The 15,313-nt window shown below is 70.7% G+C and carries 16 protein-coding genes; 9 read left to right on the top strand and 7 right to left on the bottom strand.

The window, feature by feature from the left end:
- The first annotated feature begins 211 nt into the window (after positions 1-211).
- The 5 genes from ABH935_RS38785 (at position 212) to ABH935_RS38765 (ending at position 4,721) form a co-directional block, all read left to right on the top strand.
- A complete protein-coding gene (locus tag ABH935_RS38785) occupies positions 212-982 on the top strand; it encodes an SDR family oxidoreductase (RefSeq protein ID WP_370382965.1) in 771 nt (256 codons plus the stop codon).
- A gap of 9 nt (positions 983-991) precedes the next feature.
- Positions 992-1,897, top strand: a complete 906-nt coding sequence (locus ABH935_RS38780) for an SDR family oxidoreductase (RefSeq protein WP_370382964.1) — start codon at positions 992-994, stop codon at positions 1,895-1,897.
- Between the two features lie 101 nt (positions 1,898-1,998).
- A complete protein-coding gene (locus tag ABH935_RS38775) occupies positions 1,999-2,676 on the top strand; it encodes a peptidylprolyl isomerase (RefSeq protein WP_370382963.1) in 678 nt (225 codons plus the stop codon).
- Between the two features lie 93 nt (positions 2,677-2,769).
- On the top strand, positions 2,770-3,360 hold the full coding sequence (locus ABH935_RS38770; protein ID WP_370382962.1) for a SigE family RNA polymerase sigma factor: 591 nt from the start codon (positions 2,770-2,772) through the stop codon (positions 3,358-3,360).
- Positions 3,357-4,721 (top strand): hypothetical protein, encoded by a 1,365-nt coding sequence (locus tag ABH935_RS38765; protein WP_370382961.1) that lies wholly within the window; start codon positions 3,357-3,359, stop codon positions 4,719-4,721. The genes ABH935_RS38770 and ABH935_RS38765 overlap by 4 nt, the downstream gene beginning before the upstream one ends.
- A gap of 108 nt (positions 4,722-4,829) precedes the next feature.
- Here the strand turns inward: ABH935_RS38765 and ABH935_RS38760 are convergent, their stop codons facing one another.
- Together ABH935_RS38760 and ABH935_RS38755 are read right to left on the bottom strand one after the other, a co-directional pair.
- Positions 4,830-6,512: a DUF885 domain-containing protein gene (locus ABH935_RS38760; protein ID WP_370382960.1), complete on the bottom strand. Its 1,683-nt coding sequence runs from the start codon at positions 6,510-6,512 to the stop codon at positions 4,830-4,832.
- 134 nt (positions 6,513-6,646) lie between these two features.
- On the bottom strand, positions 6,647-7,450 hold the full coding sequence (locus ABH935_RS38755; RefSeq protein WP_370382959.1) for a maleylpyruvate isomerase family mycothiol-dependent enzyme: 804 nt from the start codon (positions 7,448-7,450) through the stop codon (positions 6,647-6,649).
- Positions 7,451-7,825: 375 nt separating this feature from the next.
- On the opposite strand from ABH935_RS38755, the gene ABH935_RS38750 reads away from it, so the two are divergent.
- Complete coding sequence (locus ABH935_RS38750) at positions 7,826-8,722, top strand: hypothetical protein (RefSeq protein ID WP_370382958.1); 897 nt, start codon at positions 7,826-7,828, stop codon at positions 8,720-8,722.
- Here ABH935_RS38750 and ABH935_RS38745 read toward each other — a convergent pair.
- The 3 genes from ABH935_RS38745 to hisN form a co-directional block, all read right to left on the bottom strand.
- Positions 8,680-9,462, bottom strand: a complete 783-nt coding sequence (locus ABH935_RS38745) for a DedA family protein (RefSeq protein ID WP_370382957.1) — start codon at positions 9,460-9,462, stop codon at positions 8,680-8,682. The genes ABH935_RS38750 and ABH935_RS38745 overlap by 43 nt on opposite strands.
- Before the next feature lie 80 nt (positions 9,463-9,542).
- On the bottom strand, positions 9,543-9,953 hold the full coding sequence (locus ABH935_RS38740; RefSeq protein ID WP_370382956.1) for a cyclic nucleotide-binding/CBS domain-containing protein: 411 nt from the start codon (positions 9,951-9,953) through the stop codon (positions 9,543-9,545).
- Positions 9,954-10,088: 135 nt separating this feature from the next.
- Positions 10,089-10,892 (bottom strand): histidinol-phosphatase, encoded by an 804-nt coding sequence (hisN, locus tag ABH935_RS38735; protein WP_370382955.1) that lies wholly within the window; start codon positions 10,890-10,892, stop codon positions 10,089-10,091.
- A 309-nt stretch (positions 10,893-11,201) separates the two neighbouring features.
- Here hisN and ABH935_RS38730 point away from each other — a divergent pair, with 309 nt between their 5' ends.
- The 3 genes from ABH935_RS38730 to ABH935_RS38720 are packed head-to-tail and all read left to right on the top strand — an operon-like array spanning position 11,202 to position 13,283.
- Positions 11,202-11,531 (top strand): hypothetical protein, encoded by a 330-nt coding sequence (locus ABH935_RS38730; protein WP_370382954.1) that lies wholly within the window; start codon positions 11,202-11,204, stop codon positions 11,529-11,531.
- Positions 11,532-11,561: 30 nt separating this feature from the next.
- Complete coding sequence (locus ABH935_RS38725) at positions 11,562-12,143, top strand: TetR family transcriptional regulator (protein ID WP_370382953.1); 582 nt, start codon at positions 11,562-11,564, stop codon at positions 12,141-12,143.
- Positions 12,144-12,167: 24 nt separating this feature from the next.
- Complete coding sequence (locus tag ABH935_RS38720) at positions 12,168-13,283, top strand: ferritin-like domain-containing protein (protein ID WP_370382952.1); 1,116 nt, start codon at positions 12,168-12,170, stop codon at positions 13,281-13,283.
- Between the two features lie 119 nt (positions 13,284-13,402).
- Here the strand turns inward: ABH935_RS38720 and ABH935_RS38715 are convergent, their stop codons facing one another.
- Together ABH935_RS38715 and ABH935_RS38710 are read right to left on the bottom strand one after the other, a co-directional pair.
- A complete protein-coding gene (locus ABH935_RS38715) occupies positions 13,403-13,864 on the bottom strand; it encodes a DUF2231 domain-containing protein (RefSeq protein WP_370356129.1) in 462 nt (153 codons plus the stop codon).
- Positions 13,865-13,942: 78 nt separating this feature from the next.
- On the bottom strand, positions 13,943-15,301 hold the full coding sequence (locus tag ABH935_RS38710; RefSeq protein ID WP_370382951.1) for a DUF4241 domain-containing protein: 1,359 nt from the start codon (positions 15,299-15,301) through the stop codon (positions 13,943-13,945).
- Between the last annotated feature and the right edge of the window lie 12 nt (positions 15,302-15,313).

The following is a 15,313-nucleotide window of genomic DNA, read 5'->3' as shown; positions in this document are numbered from 1 at the left end:
CCTGGTAGGCATCTGGCGCTGGGTGCCGGCGGCGGCTCGGCGGCCGCGCTGGCCGGGCAGGGCGCCCCGGTCGTGGTCGGTTGCGGTGATGGTGCGGCGCGGCCGCTATCCAGGCTTAGCGGCATGGCGGATCTGGTAGGCGCGGCTGGTGCTGGTGCTGGCGTCGCGGCGAATCCTTCCCAACCTAACACTTGCTTGGTAGGCTCCGAGCGTGCCCCTCACTCTCGACCTGACCGGCCACGTCGCCCTGGTCACCGGCGGCGGCCGAGGCGTGGGGCTCGGCGTCACGCGGCGGCTGCTCGCCGCCGGCGCGACCGTCGTGAGCTGCGGCCGGACCGTGCCCGACGGGCCGCTTCCATCCGGCGCGGAGCATCGCACCGCCGACGTGCGCGTCGCCGAGCAGGTCCGCGATCTGGTCGAGGGTGTCGTCGCCGACCATGGGCGCCTCGACCTCGTCGTCAACAACGCCGGCGGCGCTCCCTACGCCCTGGCTGCCGAGGCGAGTCCGCGGTTCTCGGCCGCGATCGTCGGGCTCAATCTGCTCGCGCCGCTGACGGTGGCGCAGGAGGCGAACCGGGTCATGCGGCGGCAGGCCGGCGGCGGCCACATCATCAACATCTCCAGTGAGAGCGCCCGCCGCGCCAGCCCTGGCACTGCGGCATATGGCGCCGCGAAGGCCGGGCTGGAGAACCTGACGCGTACGCTCGCGGTCGAGTGGGCGCCGCGGGTGCGGGTCAACGCGATCACCGTCGGGCCGGTCCGTACCGAGCAGGCGCATCTGCACTACGGCGACGAGGATGGCGTCGCCGCCGTCGCGCGCACCATCGCCCTGGGCCGGCTGGCCGAGCCCGATGATGTCGGTGATCTGTGCGTCCTGCTGGCGTCGCCGTTCGCTTCCTACCTCAACGGCACGGCGATACTTCTGGACGGCGGTGGCACGCGTCCGGCGTTCCTCGACGCCGCCAACGCCGAACATTTGTGAGGAGCAGTCATGGCAGGGATCTGCGAAGGCCGCGTCGCCGTCGTCACCGGAGCTGGCCGCGGCCTGGGGCGCGCGCACGCGCTGGAGTTCGCCAGGCAGGGCGCCAGGGTCGTGGTCAACGACCTCGGCGTGAGCGCCGACGGCCGGGACGGCAGCGACGCCCCGGCGCAGGAGGTGGTCGCCGAGATCGTGAAGGCCGGCGGCGAGGCCGTCGCCGATTACCACGACATCGCCACCTGGGACGGCGCCGCCGCCCTGGTGCAGACCGCGCTGGATGCCTTCGGCCAGCTCGACGTCCTGGTCAACAACGCCGGCTTCCTGCGCGACCGGATGCTGGTCAACCTCTCGGAGCAGGACTGGGACGACGTCGTCCGCGTCCACCTCAAGGGCCACTTCCTGACCCTCCGCCATGCCGGCGCGCACTGGCGCGACCAGTACAAGATGGGCAACCTCAACGACGCCCGCGTCATCAACACCAGCTCCGGCGCCGGCCTGCTCGGCTCGGTCGGTCAGGGCAACTACGCCGCCGCCAAGGCCGGCATCGCCGCCCTGACCATCCAGGCCGCCGCCGAACTCGGCCGGTACGGCGTGACCGTCAACGCCATCGCCCCCGCCGCCCGCACCCGCATGACCGAGGGCCCCTTCAGCACGATGATGGCCGCCCCGGAAACCGGCTTCGACGCCATGGCCCCGGAGAACGTCTCCCCGCTCGTCGTCTGGCTCGGTTCCGACCGCTCCCGCGCCGTCAGCGGCCGCGTCTTCGAAGTCGAGGGCGGCAAGATCGGCGTCGCCGACGGCTGGCAGCACGGCCCGACCGCCGACAAGGGCGCCCGCTGGGACCCGGCCGAGCTGGACGCGGTGGTGGCGGGGCTGATCGAGCGCGCGCCGGCGCCGGGGGTGGTATACGGGGCCTGAGGGGCGGCTCCACGACTGGGTGGTGCACCAGGTGACGCCGCCCGGTGGGATAGCCTCGCCTGTCGGACCATCAACGGGGCCTTTGAACGGGAGCAGCCAACATGCGGGTGTCACTGCGGCACGGTCGATGGGCGGTGCTGGCGGCGGTCGGCGCCCTGGCGCTGGCGGGCTGCGGCTCGTCCGGGAGCTCGAAGGGCTCCACGGCCGGGTCCGGCGGCTCCTCGGGCGCCAAGAGCTGGTCCAAGGAACCGCCGATGACCATCGACCCGAGCAAGAAGTACACGATGGTCCTGCACACCTCGCAGGGCGACGTCACCGTCGCCCTGAACGCGGCCAAGGCCCCGCACACCGTGAACTCTTTCAACTTCCTGGCGGGCCAGCACTTCTTCGACGGCAGCTACTGCCACCGCCTGTCCACCTCGCCCGGCCTGCAGATGCTGCAGTGCGGCGACCCCACGGCCGGCGCCACACCCAAGGACACCGACGGCCAGAACGGCCCCGGCTACCAGTTCCCGGACGAGAACCTGGCCGGCGCCACCTACCCGGCCGGCACCGTCGCCATGGCCAACTCCGGACCGAACACCAACGGCTCGCAGTTCTTCCTGGTCTTCGGCGACAGCCAGCTCCAGCCGAGCTACACCCCCTTCGGCACCATCACCTCCGGCATGGCCGTCCTGACCCACGTTGCCGGCGGCGGCGTCGCCAACCCCGGCCAGGACGGCACCGGCCGCCCGACGATCCCGGTCCAGCTCACGTCGGTCACCGTCAGCGCGAGCTGATACCGAGAGCTGATACCGAGAGCCGTGTAACCCGTAACCCCGTCGGCCGGTGTGTCCAGTGGTGTACTGGCCACCGACCGACGAGGGGCGGGCATGGAAGGAACGATCGCCGAAAGGCGGTTGCGGGCACGAGGCGGGGGATCGGCGGTGAACTCGCCGCACGAGGACTCGTTCCGCGAATTCGTCGAAGGCTCCTGGCACCGCCTGCTCCGCACGGCATACCTGCTGACCGGCGACCACGGCGCGGCCGAGGACCTGGTCCAAACCGCGCTGATGCGCACCTACCGGCACTGGAACCGGATCGTGGCCTACGAGGCCCCCGAGTCCTACGTCCGCCGGGTCATGGTCAACGCCAACATCTCCGCGTGGCGCCGCCGCAAGGCGGTCGTGCACGTCGTGGCCGAGCCGCCCGAGCCGACGTCCGGAGCATCCGGCGACCATCAGGACACGTACGCCCTGCGCGACGAGCTGTGGCGCGCCGTCTGCGCGATGTCGCCGCGCATGCGCACGGCCTTCGTCCTGCGCTACTTCGAGGACCTGACCGAGGCCGAGGTCGCCTCGGTGATGGGCTGCGCGGTCGGCACGGTGAAGAGCCAGATCGCCCGCGGGCTGACGAGGCTGCGCGGCGACCTCCAAGCCGACCGAACCGAAAGAGCCGACCAAGCCGAGGGGAGAACGCGATGAAGTCCCGCGAACCGGAAAGCAACCGCACCCCCCGTGGTGACACCCTGGAGAACGAGTTCCGCGCGATGTTCGCCGAACGCTCCGAATCGGTCCGCATGACGACCGCACCGTACGCCGCGGTACGCCAGCGCATCACCGCAGCGCGCCGCAAGCGCCGGATGCGCATCGGCAGCGTCGGCGTGGCGTTCGCGATGGCGGTCGTCGGGATCGGCGTGTGGACGACGGTGCCGAGCCGTCATCAGGGTGCTGTCCAGCCGGGCATGACCGACCCGAACAAGCCCGCAGCCGTCCTCTACGCCGACGGCCGCACCCCGATCCCGGGCGGCCCGTTGCAGGACGCCGCACTGACCTGGCTCCGTGCCGACTACCAGGGAAGCCTGTCCGGGCTCACCGTGGTCACGACGTTCGACCAGGCCGTCCAGGCCGCCGCCACCGCGAAGATCGCGGGCCACGACGCCGGCGTCGCGGTCGTCGACGACCGGAACGGCGCGGTGCTGGCGCTGGGCGGAACCTGGGACCGGCCGCTGCCGATCGCCGACCTGATGAAACCCGTCCTGCTGGCCCAGGCGTTCGAAGGCGGCCACTACACGCCCCAGTCGAAGGAACCGCTCGACGCCCAGACGCACCCGCTCACCTTCCCTGGGGGGTCGCCTCAGCCCATGGTCTACACGGGCGGCGGCGGTCAGACCAGGAACTGGCCGCCGGAATCACCCACCACACAGATCCAAGACGTCGACGTCTCCCTGATCCGAGCCGCCCAAATGGGAGCCAACGAGCCGTTCGCGCAGCTGGAACTGGCTTCCGACATGGGCATCGCACCGTTCTACGGTTTCGCGACGCGTGCCGGGATCGCGAAGGAACCGGATCTTTTGTCGGTGCCCTCGCTGGTTCTGGGAAACACGCAGCAGACGCCCCTGGCCATGGCGAGCGTCTACGCGACGCTCACCGGCGGCGGCCTCCACCGGGACCCCCTGATGGTCGGGCAGCTGCTCGGACCCGGCGGCAAGGTGGTGTGGACCGCGCCCGCCGTGGCCACCCGGGTCACGACGGCGAGCAGCTCACAACAAGTCGCCGAGGTACTGCACGCGGCCATGCTCGGCCCCGCCGGGGACGGCCTTGCGACCCTACAGACGCGCGACGCCTCCACCGGCGCGATGGCCGCAGCCTCCGCGGCGGAGACGTCGGCGTGGGTCACCGGCGTCGACTCGCACTATGTGGTCTCGGTGGGGATCTCCAGCGAGGACGGGAAGGGCCGGCTCCTCCCGCTCGGCCAGGATCAGCACGGCGGGCTCGACGTCGGCAGCAGGATCGCTGGGCCGATGTGGGCGTACGTCGTGCAGGCCGTGCGGAACCACGGGTGAAGACGGATCCGCCGGGCGGCCTGAGCACCGCCCGGCGGATCCGGGTCCTTATTCACTAAGCGATTCACTAAGCGATTCACTAAGCGCTATGCGCCATCGAGAGTTCCCTCAGCGCAGCGCCACCCGCCGAGCCAGCCCCAGCGGCAGCCCGCCGGCCCCGGCGATCGTGTCGTGGAACTGCTTCAGCGTCCCCTTGCCCTGCTTCAGATACTCCGCCCGAATGGCCTCGATCTCCAGGCATCCGGTCAGATACGACGGCGCCTGCGTCGGCCACGCGCAGTACCGGTTCACCTCGCCCTTGGCCGTCTCCGGCGTCAGCGAGGCCTTCGAGGCCATGAACTTCTCGGCCTCCTCCACGCTCATCTCCCCGGTGTGCAGCGCGGTGTCCACCACGATCCGCGCTGCGCGGAAGATGCGCGCGTCCAGGTGCCCCAGTTCGTGCCGCGGGTCGGCGAAGTAGCCCTGCTCGCGCATCACGGTCTCGATGTACAGCGCCCAGCCCTCGATGAAGTACGGGGTGGTGAACGTGCTGCGCACCAGCCGACCCTGCTCGGCCACCCACGACAGGTGCCAGTGGTGCCCGGGGTACGCCTCGTGCGCGGCGATCGTCGGCATCGACACGCGCGCGTTGGTCTTCAGTCGGCCGAACACCGCCTCCGGCGAGGAGCCGGTCGGCGTGAACGGCACGTTGAACACCCCGGTCCGGGACGGCGTCAGCGCCGGCGGCCGGTTGTAGGAGGCCACCGACAGCACCGCGCGCAGGAACTCCGGGCCCGGCTGCACCAGGCACTCCTCGCCCTCGGCGAAGGTCACCAGGTCGTGGTCCTTGCTGAACTGCCGGGCCTTCTCGGTCTCGGCGATGTACTCGGCGAGCATCGCGGCCTCGGTCGGCGGGAAGTCTTCGCAGAGCACTTCCATCGTGGCGCGCCAGTCCCGGGACCCGCCCGGGATCCGCTCGGCCAGGTCCTGCATCTCCTCGTTCAGCTGGTCGTACGCGGCCTGGCCGCGGCGGTGCAGCTCCGCGGTGTCGTAGCCGAGCATCTCGACCTCTTGCAGCAGCCGCGAGTACGTCTCCTCACCGAGCCGCCAGTCGCCTTCGCAGCGCTCTGAGAAGTCCGCGAGGAACGTCGCCAGCTCGTCGAACGCCGCCGCTGCGGGCTCGGCGGCCTCGGCCAGTTCGGCGCGCAGGGTGTCGTCCGCCACCATCGCGGGCAGCGACTCGGTCAGGAAGCGGCGGCCGGTGCGGGCCTGCCCCAGCGACCGGTCCACCAGCAGCTTCGGCGCCAGGCCCGGGTCCAGGTTCTGGCGACAGGTGGCCAGCAGTTCCGGGATCTGCTTGAGCTTGGCCAGCGACTCCTCGACCAGGCGCGCCTCCGGCCGGGTCTTCTGCTGGAAGGGGATGTAGAGCCCGTACAGCGCGGAGCTGACGTAGTCCGCCGCGTCGCGGCGCCAGACCTGACGTCCCGACAGGATCCCGTGCTTGCGCAGCTGGGCCCGCAGCAGGTCGCGGTCGACGCCGTCCTCGAAGCTGCCGCCGTGGCCGTCCGACCCGGAGCCCGCCGATCCGTCGCCGCCGGCGCCGTCGGCCAGCGCGTCCAGCTTCGCCAGATGCGCGGCGGCCTCGGCGGCCCGGCGCTCGTACGCCTCGATCGACAGATCGCCGAGGGTCATGGTGTGCTCCGGATTGTCGGAGCCCATGGTCGTGGCCGCGACCGGATTCGCATCCAGGTACCAGGCCACCGCCTCGGCGACCGCTGACGCCACCGGATTCTGGGAGTCTTCTGTCGTCATGGGGCGACCGTAGCGCTCCAAGAGCATCTACGGCGGTGAAGATCCCCCTTGACCGACCCTCGTGACCGACCCTCGCCACCGGTCTGGACCAGTGCCGCGATCGGCACCGGTCCAGCGCGGCGTGCTCAGCGGGCTCAGAACGAAGCGTTCGTCACCCAGTGGTCCAGCAGCGTGTGGTCGCCGAGCACCTCGATCTCCCGGGCACCCGGCGCGCGCCGCCGCCAGAGGAACAGGTACAGCTCGCCGACCGGCCCGCGGACCGCCGCGGCGCCCTTGGCGTGCGAGCGGCGCCAGCGGAAACCGTGCGGCTCCAGGGTGATCAGCCACTCGGCGCGCTCGTCGCCGGAGACGGCCGGGTCACCGTCGGTGGCGTGCAGGTGCAGGGTCTCGCCGTCGCCGGTCAGGGCCCTGATCTTCGGGGCGAACGCGGCCGCCGAGGGCAGCACGGTCAGGAACTCGTCGATCCCGTCGGCGGCCACCGCCGGGTCGAACTCCGGCGTCCGGCCCAGAGCCAGCTCCATGTCTGCGCGGTGCACCGCGGTCTCGTGCAGCATGCGCCGCGCCCAGAACCGCGCGTGCTGGTCCGGTCCCCACGACCACACCGGCTTGTCCGGGCCGGAGTCGCGGACCGCGGCCGCCAGTTCCGCGGTGCCGGCCCGGACCCAGTCGCCGTAGCCCGCGTAGGACTCCGGGAAGCCCAGGTCCAGGCTGCGCGGGTTCACGGCCTCGCTGTCCGGCGAGCGCACGATCGCCGCGGCCCAGCGGTGGGCCGTGCCGATGTGCCGTGCCGCCTTGCGCACGTTCCAGCCGGGGCAGGAGGGGATCGGTCGGTTCCAGTCGTCGGCGCCCAGGCCGTCGAGCAGCGTCGCCACGCGCTCCGCCTCGGCGGTGAGTCGTTCCGTGTGGACGAGGTGCGGGTTGGCCGTCTCGCTCATCATCGGCTTGCCTTCCATCGGTGGTCTCGGGCGCCGCCGGGCCGCGCGGGCGAGGGGTGCGCGCGCGGGGACGACGGCGTGAGGGGACGAGTCATCGGTGGTGAACGGATATGGAATTGGTCGTGGACGCCGGTGCGCCCAGGAGGAACACTGGACCACCGCGCGGCGGGCCGCCACCCCCGGACGTGTGATCATCGTCTCTTGCGTCCGCGTGGTTCCCGACCACCTTCCCCGGCAGGCCGGTCCCCACACCTGAGCCCCAGGTCGAAGCTGACCGGCGCGTACGGTTACCGCCGGGAACCGCGGGTGCGTAACAATCGGGCAAAGGAGCCGGGACTCACCGACCCCTGGTGGGATCCGGATAATCAGGAGGCACGCGTGGGACTGGCATGGGGCTTGCTGGCGGCGATCGTCTGCGCGCTGGCTTACGGCTCGGCGACGGTGTTCCAGGCGATCGGCGCCGGCCGCACCAAGGACACCGCCGGCGCCGGGGTCGACCCGCGGGTGCTGATCAGGGCTCTGTCGCAGCTGCCGTTCCTGGCCGGCGTCGGCCTGGACACCCTGGGCCTGGTGGCCGACCTGGTGGCGCTGGAGAAGCTGCCGCTGTTCGCGGTGCAGGCGATCATGAACTGCTCGCTGGCGGTCACCGCGCTGCTCGCGGTGCCGCTGTTGAAGGCGAAGCTGACGCGCAACGACTGGATAGCGGTCGGCACGGTGGTGCTCGGGCTGATCCTGGTCGGGATCTCGGCCGGTGCGGAGTCGCCGGTGCACGTCGGCCGGGACGTGCACTGGGGCGTGCTGGTCGCGGTGGTGATCCTGATCGCCGGGTCGTTCCTGGCGATCTGGAAGCTCGGCGGGAACCCGGTGGTGCTCGCGGCGTTCGCCGGGTCGCTGTTCGGGGCGTTCGCGATCTGCGTGCGGATCCTGCCGGACCTGCATCCCACCGCGCTGCTGACGGACCCGGCGGCCTACGCCGGCGTCGTCGCCTCGATCACCGGCTTCCTGTTCTTCACCACGGCGCTCCAGCGCGGCTCGGTCACGATGGCGACGGCGACGCTGGTGGTCGGGGAGACCGCGCTGCCGGCGCTGCTCGGATTCACGCTGTTCCACGACCACACGCGGCACGGGTTCGCGCCGGTGGCCGTGGTCGGGTTCCTGTGCGCGGTCGGCGGGGCGGTCGCGCTGTCCCGGTTCGGGGAGGCCCAGACGGGTCCGTCAGGCTCCGGGAACGGTCAGGACGTGGAGGCGGTCTCCGAGTCGTCGGCGACCAAGTGAACGCCGACGCGCTCTTCGTGGCTGGCGTGGGCCACGTGGTTGTTGTCGTGGTTGTGGTCGCCGTGGACCTCGTGGCCGAGTTCCGCTGACTCCGCGGCGGCTGACTCCGCGAGAGCCGGGCTCGCCGACCCCTTGCGCTTCTTGACCACGAACAGCACCACGGCGCCCACCACGACCAGGCCCAGCATCACCCAGCTGACCAGCGAGGCATAGTGCTCGACCTTGTGCCAGGCGTTGCCGGCGGCGTAGCCCAGAAGAGTGAACGCGGTGGCCCACACGACACCGCCGAGCGCGTTCCAGAACAGGAATTTCCGGTACGGAATGCGCGACACGCCGCACAGCCCCGGCACCAGCGCCCGCAGCGCCGCGGCGAAGCGTCCGGTGAACACCGCCTTGCCGCCGAGCCGGTTGATCAGCTGCTTGCCCTGCTCGATGTGCTCGGGCTTGACGAAGCGCGCGGGCAGCTTGGTGAGCAGGCTGTCGCCCCACTTCTTGCCGACCTCGTACCCGACGCTGTCGCCGATCACCGCGCCGAGGATCGCCGCGGCCAGCGCCACGCCGAGGTTGACCTTGCCGCTGAACGCCAGGAAGCCGCCGATCACCACGGCGATCTCGCCCGGGACCAGAAAGCCCAGGAAGACCGAGGCCTCCAGCGCGGGCAGCAGGAAGACCAGCGCCAGCGCGGCCGGCCCGGGCAGTTTCTGCAGCGTGTCCGCGATCCAGGTCAGTAGGGCTCCCATAGCGGTCAAGCTTAGGCGGTCCGAAATTCCTGGGGGACCTGCGAAGGTCGCCGATCGGTGTCATCCCTGAGGATGACGGGTCAGGCGTGGGACGGCACTCGGGTCCACGCGCGGACGATGTCGCGCACGGAGATCATCCCCACCACCTCGTCCCCGTCCACCACGATCAGGTGCCGGAACCCGCCGCGGGTCATCGCCTCGGCGGCCTGCTCCAGCGTCCAGCGCGGGGTGGCGAACACGACGTCCGAGGTCAGGTGGCCCTCCACCACCTCGGTGTCGGCGTTCAGGCCGCCGCCGAGCGCGTGCAGGATGTCCCGTTCGGTGATGATGCCGATCCCGGCGGTCTCGGGGTTGTGGACCACGGCGCTGCCCACGCCGCGCCGGCTCATCCGCTGCGCCGCCTGGCGCAGCGTGTGGCGGGGGCCGATCATGAGGATCTCGGTGGACATCGCTTGCCGGACGTGGTCGTGGCGGGCAGGAATGGCGGACATGGTCGCTCCCTGATGATTCGCCTCGGGGTGGGGGCCGTGCCGGGGGTTCGACACGGTGGCCGACGGGCTCCTCTTCACAAATTCACATGCGCGGAACACGTTGGCAAGGCGAAAGCGGGGAGAACTTTTCGGGCGTCACCCTTCCAGCTGCTGGCTGCCCACGTAATAGAGCAATTCCTCGTGCAGTAGGCCGTTGGAGACCGCCGCCGAACCGCCGAAGACGCCGGGCACGCCGTCCACCGAGGTGAACTTCCCCCCGGCCTCGGTCACGATCACCGCCAGCGCGGCCATGTCCCACAGCGACAGCTCCGGCTCGGCGGCCAGGTCCACCGCACCCTCCGCGACCAGCATGTGCGACCAGAAGTCGCCGAACGCCCGGGTGCGCCAGCAGGCGCGGCACAGGTCCAGGAAGGAGTCGAGCTTGCCGTACTCCTCCCACGCGGTGATCGAGGCGTGCGCGAAGGAGGCGTTGCCTATGGCCGCCACCTTGGAGACGTGGCAGCGCTGCGCCGAGGACAGCGAGCGGCCGGTGAACGCGCCGCCGCCCTTGGCCGCCCACCAGCGCCGGCCCAGAGCCGGCGCCGACACCACGCCGGCCACCACCTCCTCGCCCTCCATCAGGCCGATGAGCGTGGCCCAGACCGGGACGCCGCGCACGTAGTTCTTGGTGCCGTCGATCGGGTCGATGATCCACTTGCGGCCGGTGGCGCCGACCGCGGTCTCGCCGAACTCCTCGCCGAGCATGGCGTCGCGCGGACGGGCCCGGGACAGCGCGGAGCGGATCGCCTCCTCGGCGGCCTTGTCGGCGTCGGAGACCGGGGTCATGTCGGGCTTGGACTCCACCACCAGATCTCGGGCCTTGTAGCGGCCCATGGTGATGGCGTCGGCGGAGTCCGCGAGGACGTGGGCCAGCCGAAGGTCGTCGTCGAAGGCGGTCATGGGTCACACGATAGGGCGAATCCGCGACCCGCCGCGCCTGTCCTCCCAGGATGTGATCGCCCTCCTCACTAGGCTGGCCGTATCTTCCGACGAACATCACCCCCAAGCTTGACGCCGCCGCGACGGACGCCGATCCCGTCGCCGCGGCGCCTGCGGTCTTGGCTCGGTTTCGCAGCGGACGCGGAGACTTCCGCCGACCGCGCGGCTCCCAGGGAGCTGACCTCCTCGATCCCCGCCGCGGCGGCACCGGAATCACCTCGGCCGGCGACTCCGAAGCCGTCCTCCGTCGTGCGCCGGACCAAGGAACGCGTGGACCGCCTCCCGCCCGATCTGCTGGAGCCGGTCGTCGAGCCGCGCCTGAGCATCGACGGCTGGAGCTATGAGGGTACGGAGCTGGAGGAGTGCTTCCCTCCGCAGGTCGAGGCCGAGCTGGCGCAGGCCGTGCACATGATCTGCACCGGGCACGCCACCGCCTGGAACTACCGGCGCGCGGTGCAGCTCCTGGAGAGGCAGCGTGCCTACGCCCAGGCGTACGCGGTCCTGGAGACCTGGTTCACCGAAGGGCCGGACCCCGATCCGACGCTGCCGAAGTGGCGCGCGCGGCTGGCTCGCGCGGTGCTGTCGAACACTGGAGCTTGACAGCGCGCCCCGCCGTGTCAAGCTAGCCCCATGGGTTCCGCTCGTGAAGCACTGCTCGACGCCGCCTACGAAGCCATCGTCGCCGGCGACTGGTCCAGCGCCCGCATGGCCGACCTCGCGGCGCGCGCCGGCGTCTCGCGCCAGACCCTGTACAACGAGTTCGGCAACCGCGACCAGCTCGCCGCGGCCCTGGCGCTGCGCGAGGCCGAGCGCTTCCGCGAGCTGACCGGCCGGGCGGCGCGCGAAGCCCCCGGCGACGTCGGTGCCGCGACCGCCGCGTCGGTGACCGCCGCGCTGACCGCGGCCCGGGACAACCCGCTGATCAAGGCCACCCTGACCGACGACACCTCCGGCCTGCTGCCGTACCTGACCACCCGGTCCGCGGCGATCATGGACGTCTTCCGCGAGGACTCCATCGCCATCTTCACCGAGCGCTGGCCGGAGCTGGCCGACCGGCCCGAGGTCCGTGCCGAGGTCGGCTGGATCTGCGAGACCGCCTTCCGCCTGGTGATCAGCCATCTGATCATCGCCACCGAGCCCGTCGAGACCACCGGCGCGCACATCGCCGAAGTGGTCCGCCGCCTGATGAGGAACCTCACCACGAACGAGTGAACCGAGCTACGGCAGGAGTCCGCAGTGTCCACACACGACCTCTACACCCTCCCGGTCGACCACGAGACCTGGGACGTCGCCAACACCGGCTACTCACGCTTCACCTGGGAGTACGACGACGGCCGCGACCGGCTGCTGCGTCTGTACCAGAAGGGCAAGGACAAGCAGTGGGACCAGGTCACGCGGATCGACTGGGGTATCGAGGTGGACCCGGACAACGTCCTGGGCTTCCCGCACGAGACCAGCCCGCTGTTCGGTTCCGAGATCTGGGACAAGATGACCCCGGCCGAGCACGACGAACTGGGCCGCCACCAGGTCGCCTGGCAGTTCTCGAACTTCCTGCACGGTGAACAGGGCGCGATGATCTGCTCGGCCCGCATCGTGGAGTCGGTCCCGGACCTGGACGCCAAGTTCTACGCGGCCACCCAGACCATGGACGAGGCCCGCCACGCCGAGGTCTACAGCCGCTTCCTCAAGGAGAAGGTCGGTCTGTTCTACCCGATCAACGACCAGCTCAAGGCGCTCCTGGACGACACCCTGTCCGACTCCCGCTGGGACATGCCCTACCTCGGCATGCAGGTCCTCATCGAGGGCCTGGCCCTGGCCGCCTTCGGCGTCATGCGCGACCTGACGGACATGCCGCTGCCGAAGCAGATCCTCGCCTACGTGATGCAGGACGAGGCCCGCCACGTCGCCTTCGGCCGCCTGGCCCTGCGCGACTACTACAAGGAGCTGACCCAGGCCGAGCGCGACGAACGCGAGGAGTTCGTCGTCGAGGGCTGCTACCTGATGCGCGACCGCATCAACGGCCGCGACGTCTACGAGCACCTGGGCCTGCCGGTCGAGCGCTGCATGGAGCTCAACGAGCACTCCGAGTACTACACCGCCTTCCGGAACCTCCTGTTCACCCGCATCGTGCCGACCGTGAGGGACATCGGCCTGTGGGGCCCCCGCGTCCAGAAGGCGTACGAGGACATGGGCGTCCTCACCTACGCCGGCACCAACGTCGAGGACCTGATGAAGGCCGACGAGGACCTCGCCGAGCGCCTGGACCGCGAGAAGCGCTTCGCGGCCGAGCAGGCCGCGCGCGCCGCGGACGTGGACGCGGTGATCGCGGCGGGGGAGGACGCAGGGCAATAGCGGTCTTCGGACGCTAGCCGCAGCCCGTTTTGCTCAATACCTTGAGCTGGCCTGGCCTTGGGATGGCCCGGTATTGAGCGGCATGGTGAGTGCCGGGGCTGCGGCGCGGGCGCCAGCCGCTACTTGGTGATGTACCCCGACCAAGTCGCCCGAGCCCCGGCGTCCCCGACCCGGACCGTCTGCACCACGGCGGCGACCGCGACCGCGGCGGCGATGATGGCGAACACGGTGGTCAGCGGCGGGCGCTCGTACTTCTCGGCCAGGACCAGCAGGATCGCGGCGACCAGCAGACCGAGGATGTACCAGATCAGCGTCATGCCGAGGTTCTTGTGGTCGATGACCTGCTTCAGGGTGCGCAGCCCGGGCTGGTTGTTGAAGAAGGCCTCACCGGTGAGGCGGGCGATGTAGGTTCCGACGGCCGCCAGCGCGTCGACGACGATGATCGCCAGCCCGATTTTCCCGGTGCGCCATTGCGGGCGCACGGCCATGCCGACTGTCGCCAGGGCCGCTACCGGGATGCCCACGACCACCAAGTGGATCACGAGGATGTGGCTGGGCAGGTCGAAGATCTTGTACGTCACCGACGCCTCCGTGTGATGGCATTTGCTGGAGCTAACGTACGGCACCTGTCTATGGGTTCAATGCGTGCGCGACCCGTTCTAGCGGCCCATTCGCCGTGCCCAGAACTCCGCCTGCGCGTCGGCGGTGTCGTTGAAGAACTCAAGGATGCGCTGTGACGTGAACGCCTCGACACCCTCCACTTCCCGCTCCTCCAACTGCGCCACGCCGGGCACCTGTCGCGCCGGCGTTATAGCGCTCGGGCCCTCGACTTCCACGCCCCGCCCCAGCAGCCGCATATCGGCCACCAGACACACCACCTGCCCGGCCGCGTCCCGCCCGATCCAGACCGGATACGACCCGTCCCCCTTGCCGCTGGGGAACGTCAGGAGCTCCGCGACTCCGTCTCCCGGAATCGTCGCCTCCGCAGCCTCTGCGTCTTCCGCGTCCTGATAAGCCGCCAGAGCACTTACAGCGGACGCGTCCATAAAGGCCGCCGTCCCGGAGTCCACCACGAACCCGAAGAACTCCGAAGCGCCCAACAACCGCTCGTCCTGCCGCGGCCGCAGCGCCAACTCCCACGTCGCCACCGCCTCGTCGCTGACCCGCACCCGCGCGGCCGCGATCACATCCGTCTCCCGGCCTGTCGACCGCAACCGCGCGGTCTCCACGGCGTACTCGCCCGGCGTGAGCGTGACCGTATAGGGCGCCGCCGCCTGTTCCCCCTGCAGCTCGACCGTCACCGGGTCCGCCGCGACGATCCGCCCGGTCTCCAGCCGCAGCCGCCCGACCGCCCGCGGCTCTCGCACCTCGAACACGTCGCCCTGCCCGTTCCGGATCCGTACGCCCGGGACGAACAACGCCTCCAGCGCCGTCGGCCGCGCCCCCTCAGGAGCGCTCCAGGGTGTCCAGAACGGCCCGCCAGCCTCCGTCTCGGGATCGGGCGCGGTGACGAACTCCAGCGGCTCGAACGCGCCCAACAGCCAGGCGTCCACCGGCCACTGCCCGAACTCCGGCACCGGGATCCTGTGCAGCGGTTCCGGCAGCTTCACGTAGCTCGTGAACTGCCCGCGCCGCGTGTCGTCCAGCGTCGCGCGCACCGGCTCGTCCGGCCAGAAGCGGAAGGTGATCCGCAGGTCCGCGCCGAACTCCGGTTCGTCGTCGTCCACATGCCGCCACGCCTTGAGCTCGCGCAGCATCAGGTGGTCGCCCAGATCCCTATAGGAGAACTTCAGAGAACGCCGGCCCGCCAAGTCGAAGGAGAACACCCCGACGTACCCGGCGCCGGTGTCCACCTGAACCAGAGCCCGCGGCTCCGCGTCGATACTGAGCAGCGCCGCATAGGGGCGCCCCGCGCTATGCCGCTCGCGCGCGGTCTGTTCCTTAAGAGGCCGGAACGCCGTATGGGCCGCAGCATCCCAGCCCTCGCAGTACTCGACCTCGACGCGTGTCGGCTCCATGGGCCCGCGCCC

This window comes from Catenulispora sp. GAS73, from assembly GCF_041262085.1.
Taxonomy (GTDB): Bacteria; Actinomycetota; Actinomycetes; order Streptomycetales; family Catenulisporaceae; genus Catenulispora.
Note: the sequence above shows the minus strand (reverse complement) of the source record. Positions and strands in the feature narration are given on the sequence as shown.

Excerpts from the sequence above, each read along its gene's own strand:
- ABH935_RS38780 (WP_370382964.1), top strand. The coding sequence starts at position 992 with ATGGCAGGGATCTGCGAAGGCCGCGTCGCCGTCGTCACCGGAGCTGGC.
- ABH935_RS38775 (WP_370382963.1), top strand. The coding sequence starts at position 1,999 with ATGCGGGTGTCACTGCGGCACGGTCGATGGGCGGTGCTGGCGGCGGTC.
- ABH935_RS38770 (WP_370382962.1), top strand. The coding sequence starts at position 2,770 with ATGGAAGGAACGATCGCCGAAAGGCGGTTGCGGGCACGAGGCGGGGGA.
- ABH935_RS38765 (WP_370382961.1), top strand. The coding sequence starts at position 3,357 with ATGAAGTCCCGCGAACCGGAAAGCAACCGCACCCCCCGTGGTGACACC.
- ABH935_RS38760 (WP_370382960.1), bottom strand. The coding sequence starts at position 6,512 with ATGACGACAGAAGACTCCCAGAATCCGGTGGCGTCAGCGGTCGCCGAG.
- ABH935_RS38755 (WP_370382959.1), bottom strand. The coding sequence starts at position 7,450 with ATGATGAGCGAGACGGCCAACCCGCACCTCGTCCACACGGAACGACTC.
- ABH935_RS38745 (WP_370382957.1), bottom strand. The coding sequence starts at position 9,462 with ATGGGAGCCCTACTGACCTGGATCGCGGACACGCTGCAGAAACTGCCC.
- ABH935_RS38740 (WP_370382956.1), bottom strand. The coding sequence starts at position 9,953 with ATGTCCGCCATTCCTGCCCGCCACGACCACGTCCGGCAAGCGATGTCC.
- hisN (WP_370382955.1), bottom strand. The coding sequence starts at position 10,892 with ATGACCGCCTTCGACGACGACCTTCGGCTGGCCCACGTCCTCGCGGAC.
- ABH935_RS38725 (WP_370382953.1), top strand. The coding sequence starts at position 11,562 with ATGGGTTCCGCTCGTGAAGCACTGCTCGACGCCGCCTACGAAGCCATC.
- ABH935_RS38710 (WP_370382951.1), bottom strand. The coding sequence starts at position 15,301 with ATGGAGCCGACACGCGTCGAGGTCGAGTACTGCGAGGGCTGGGATGCT.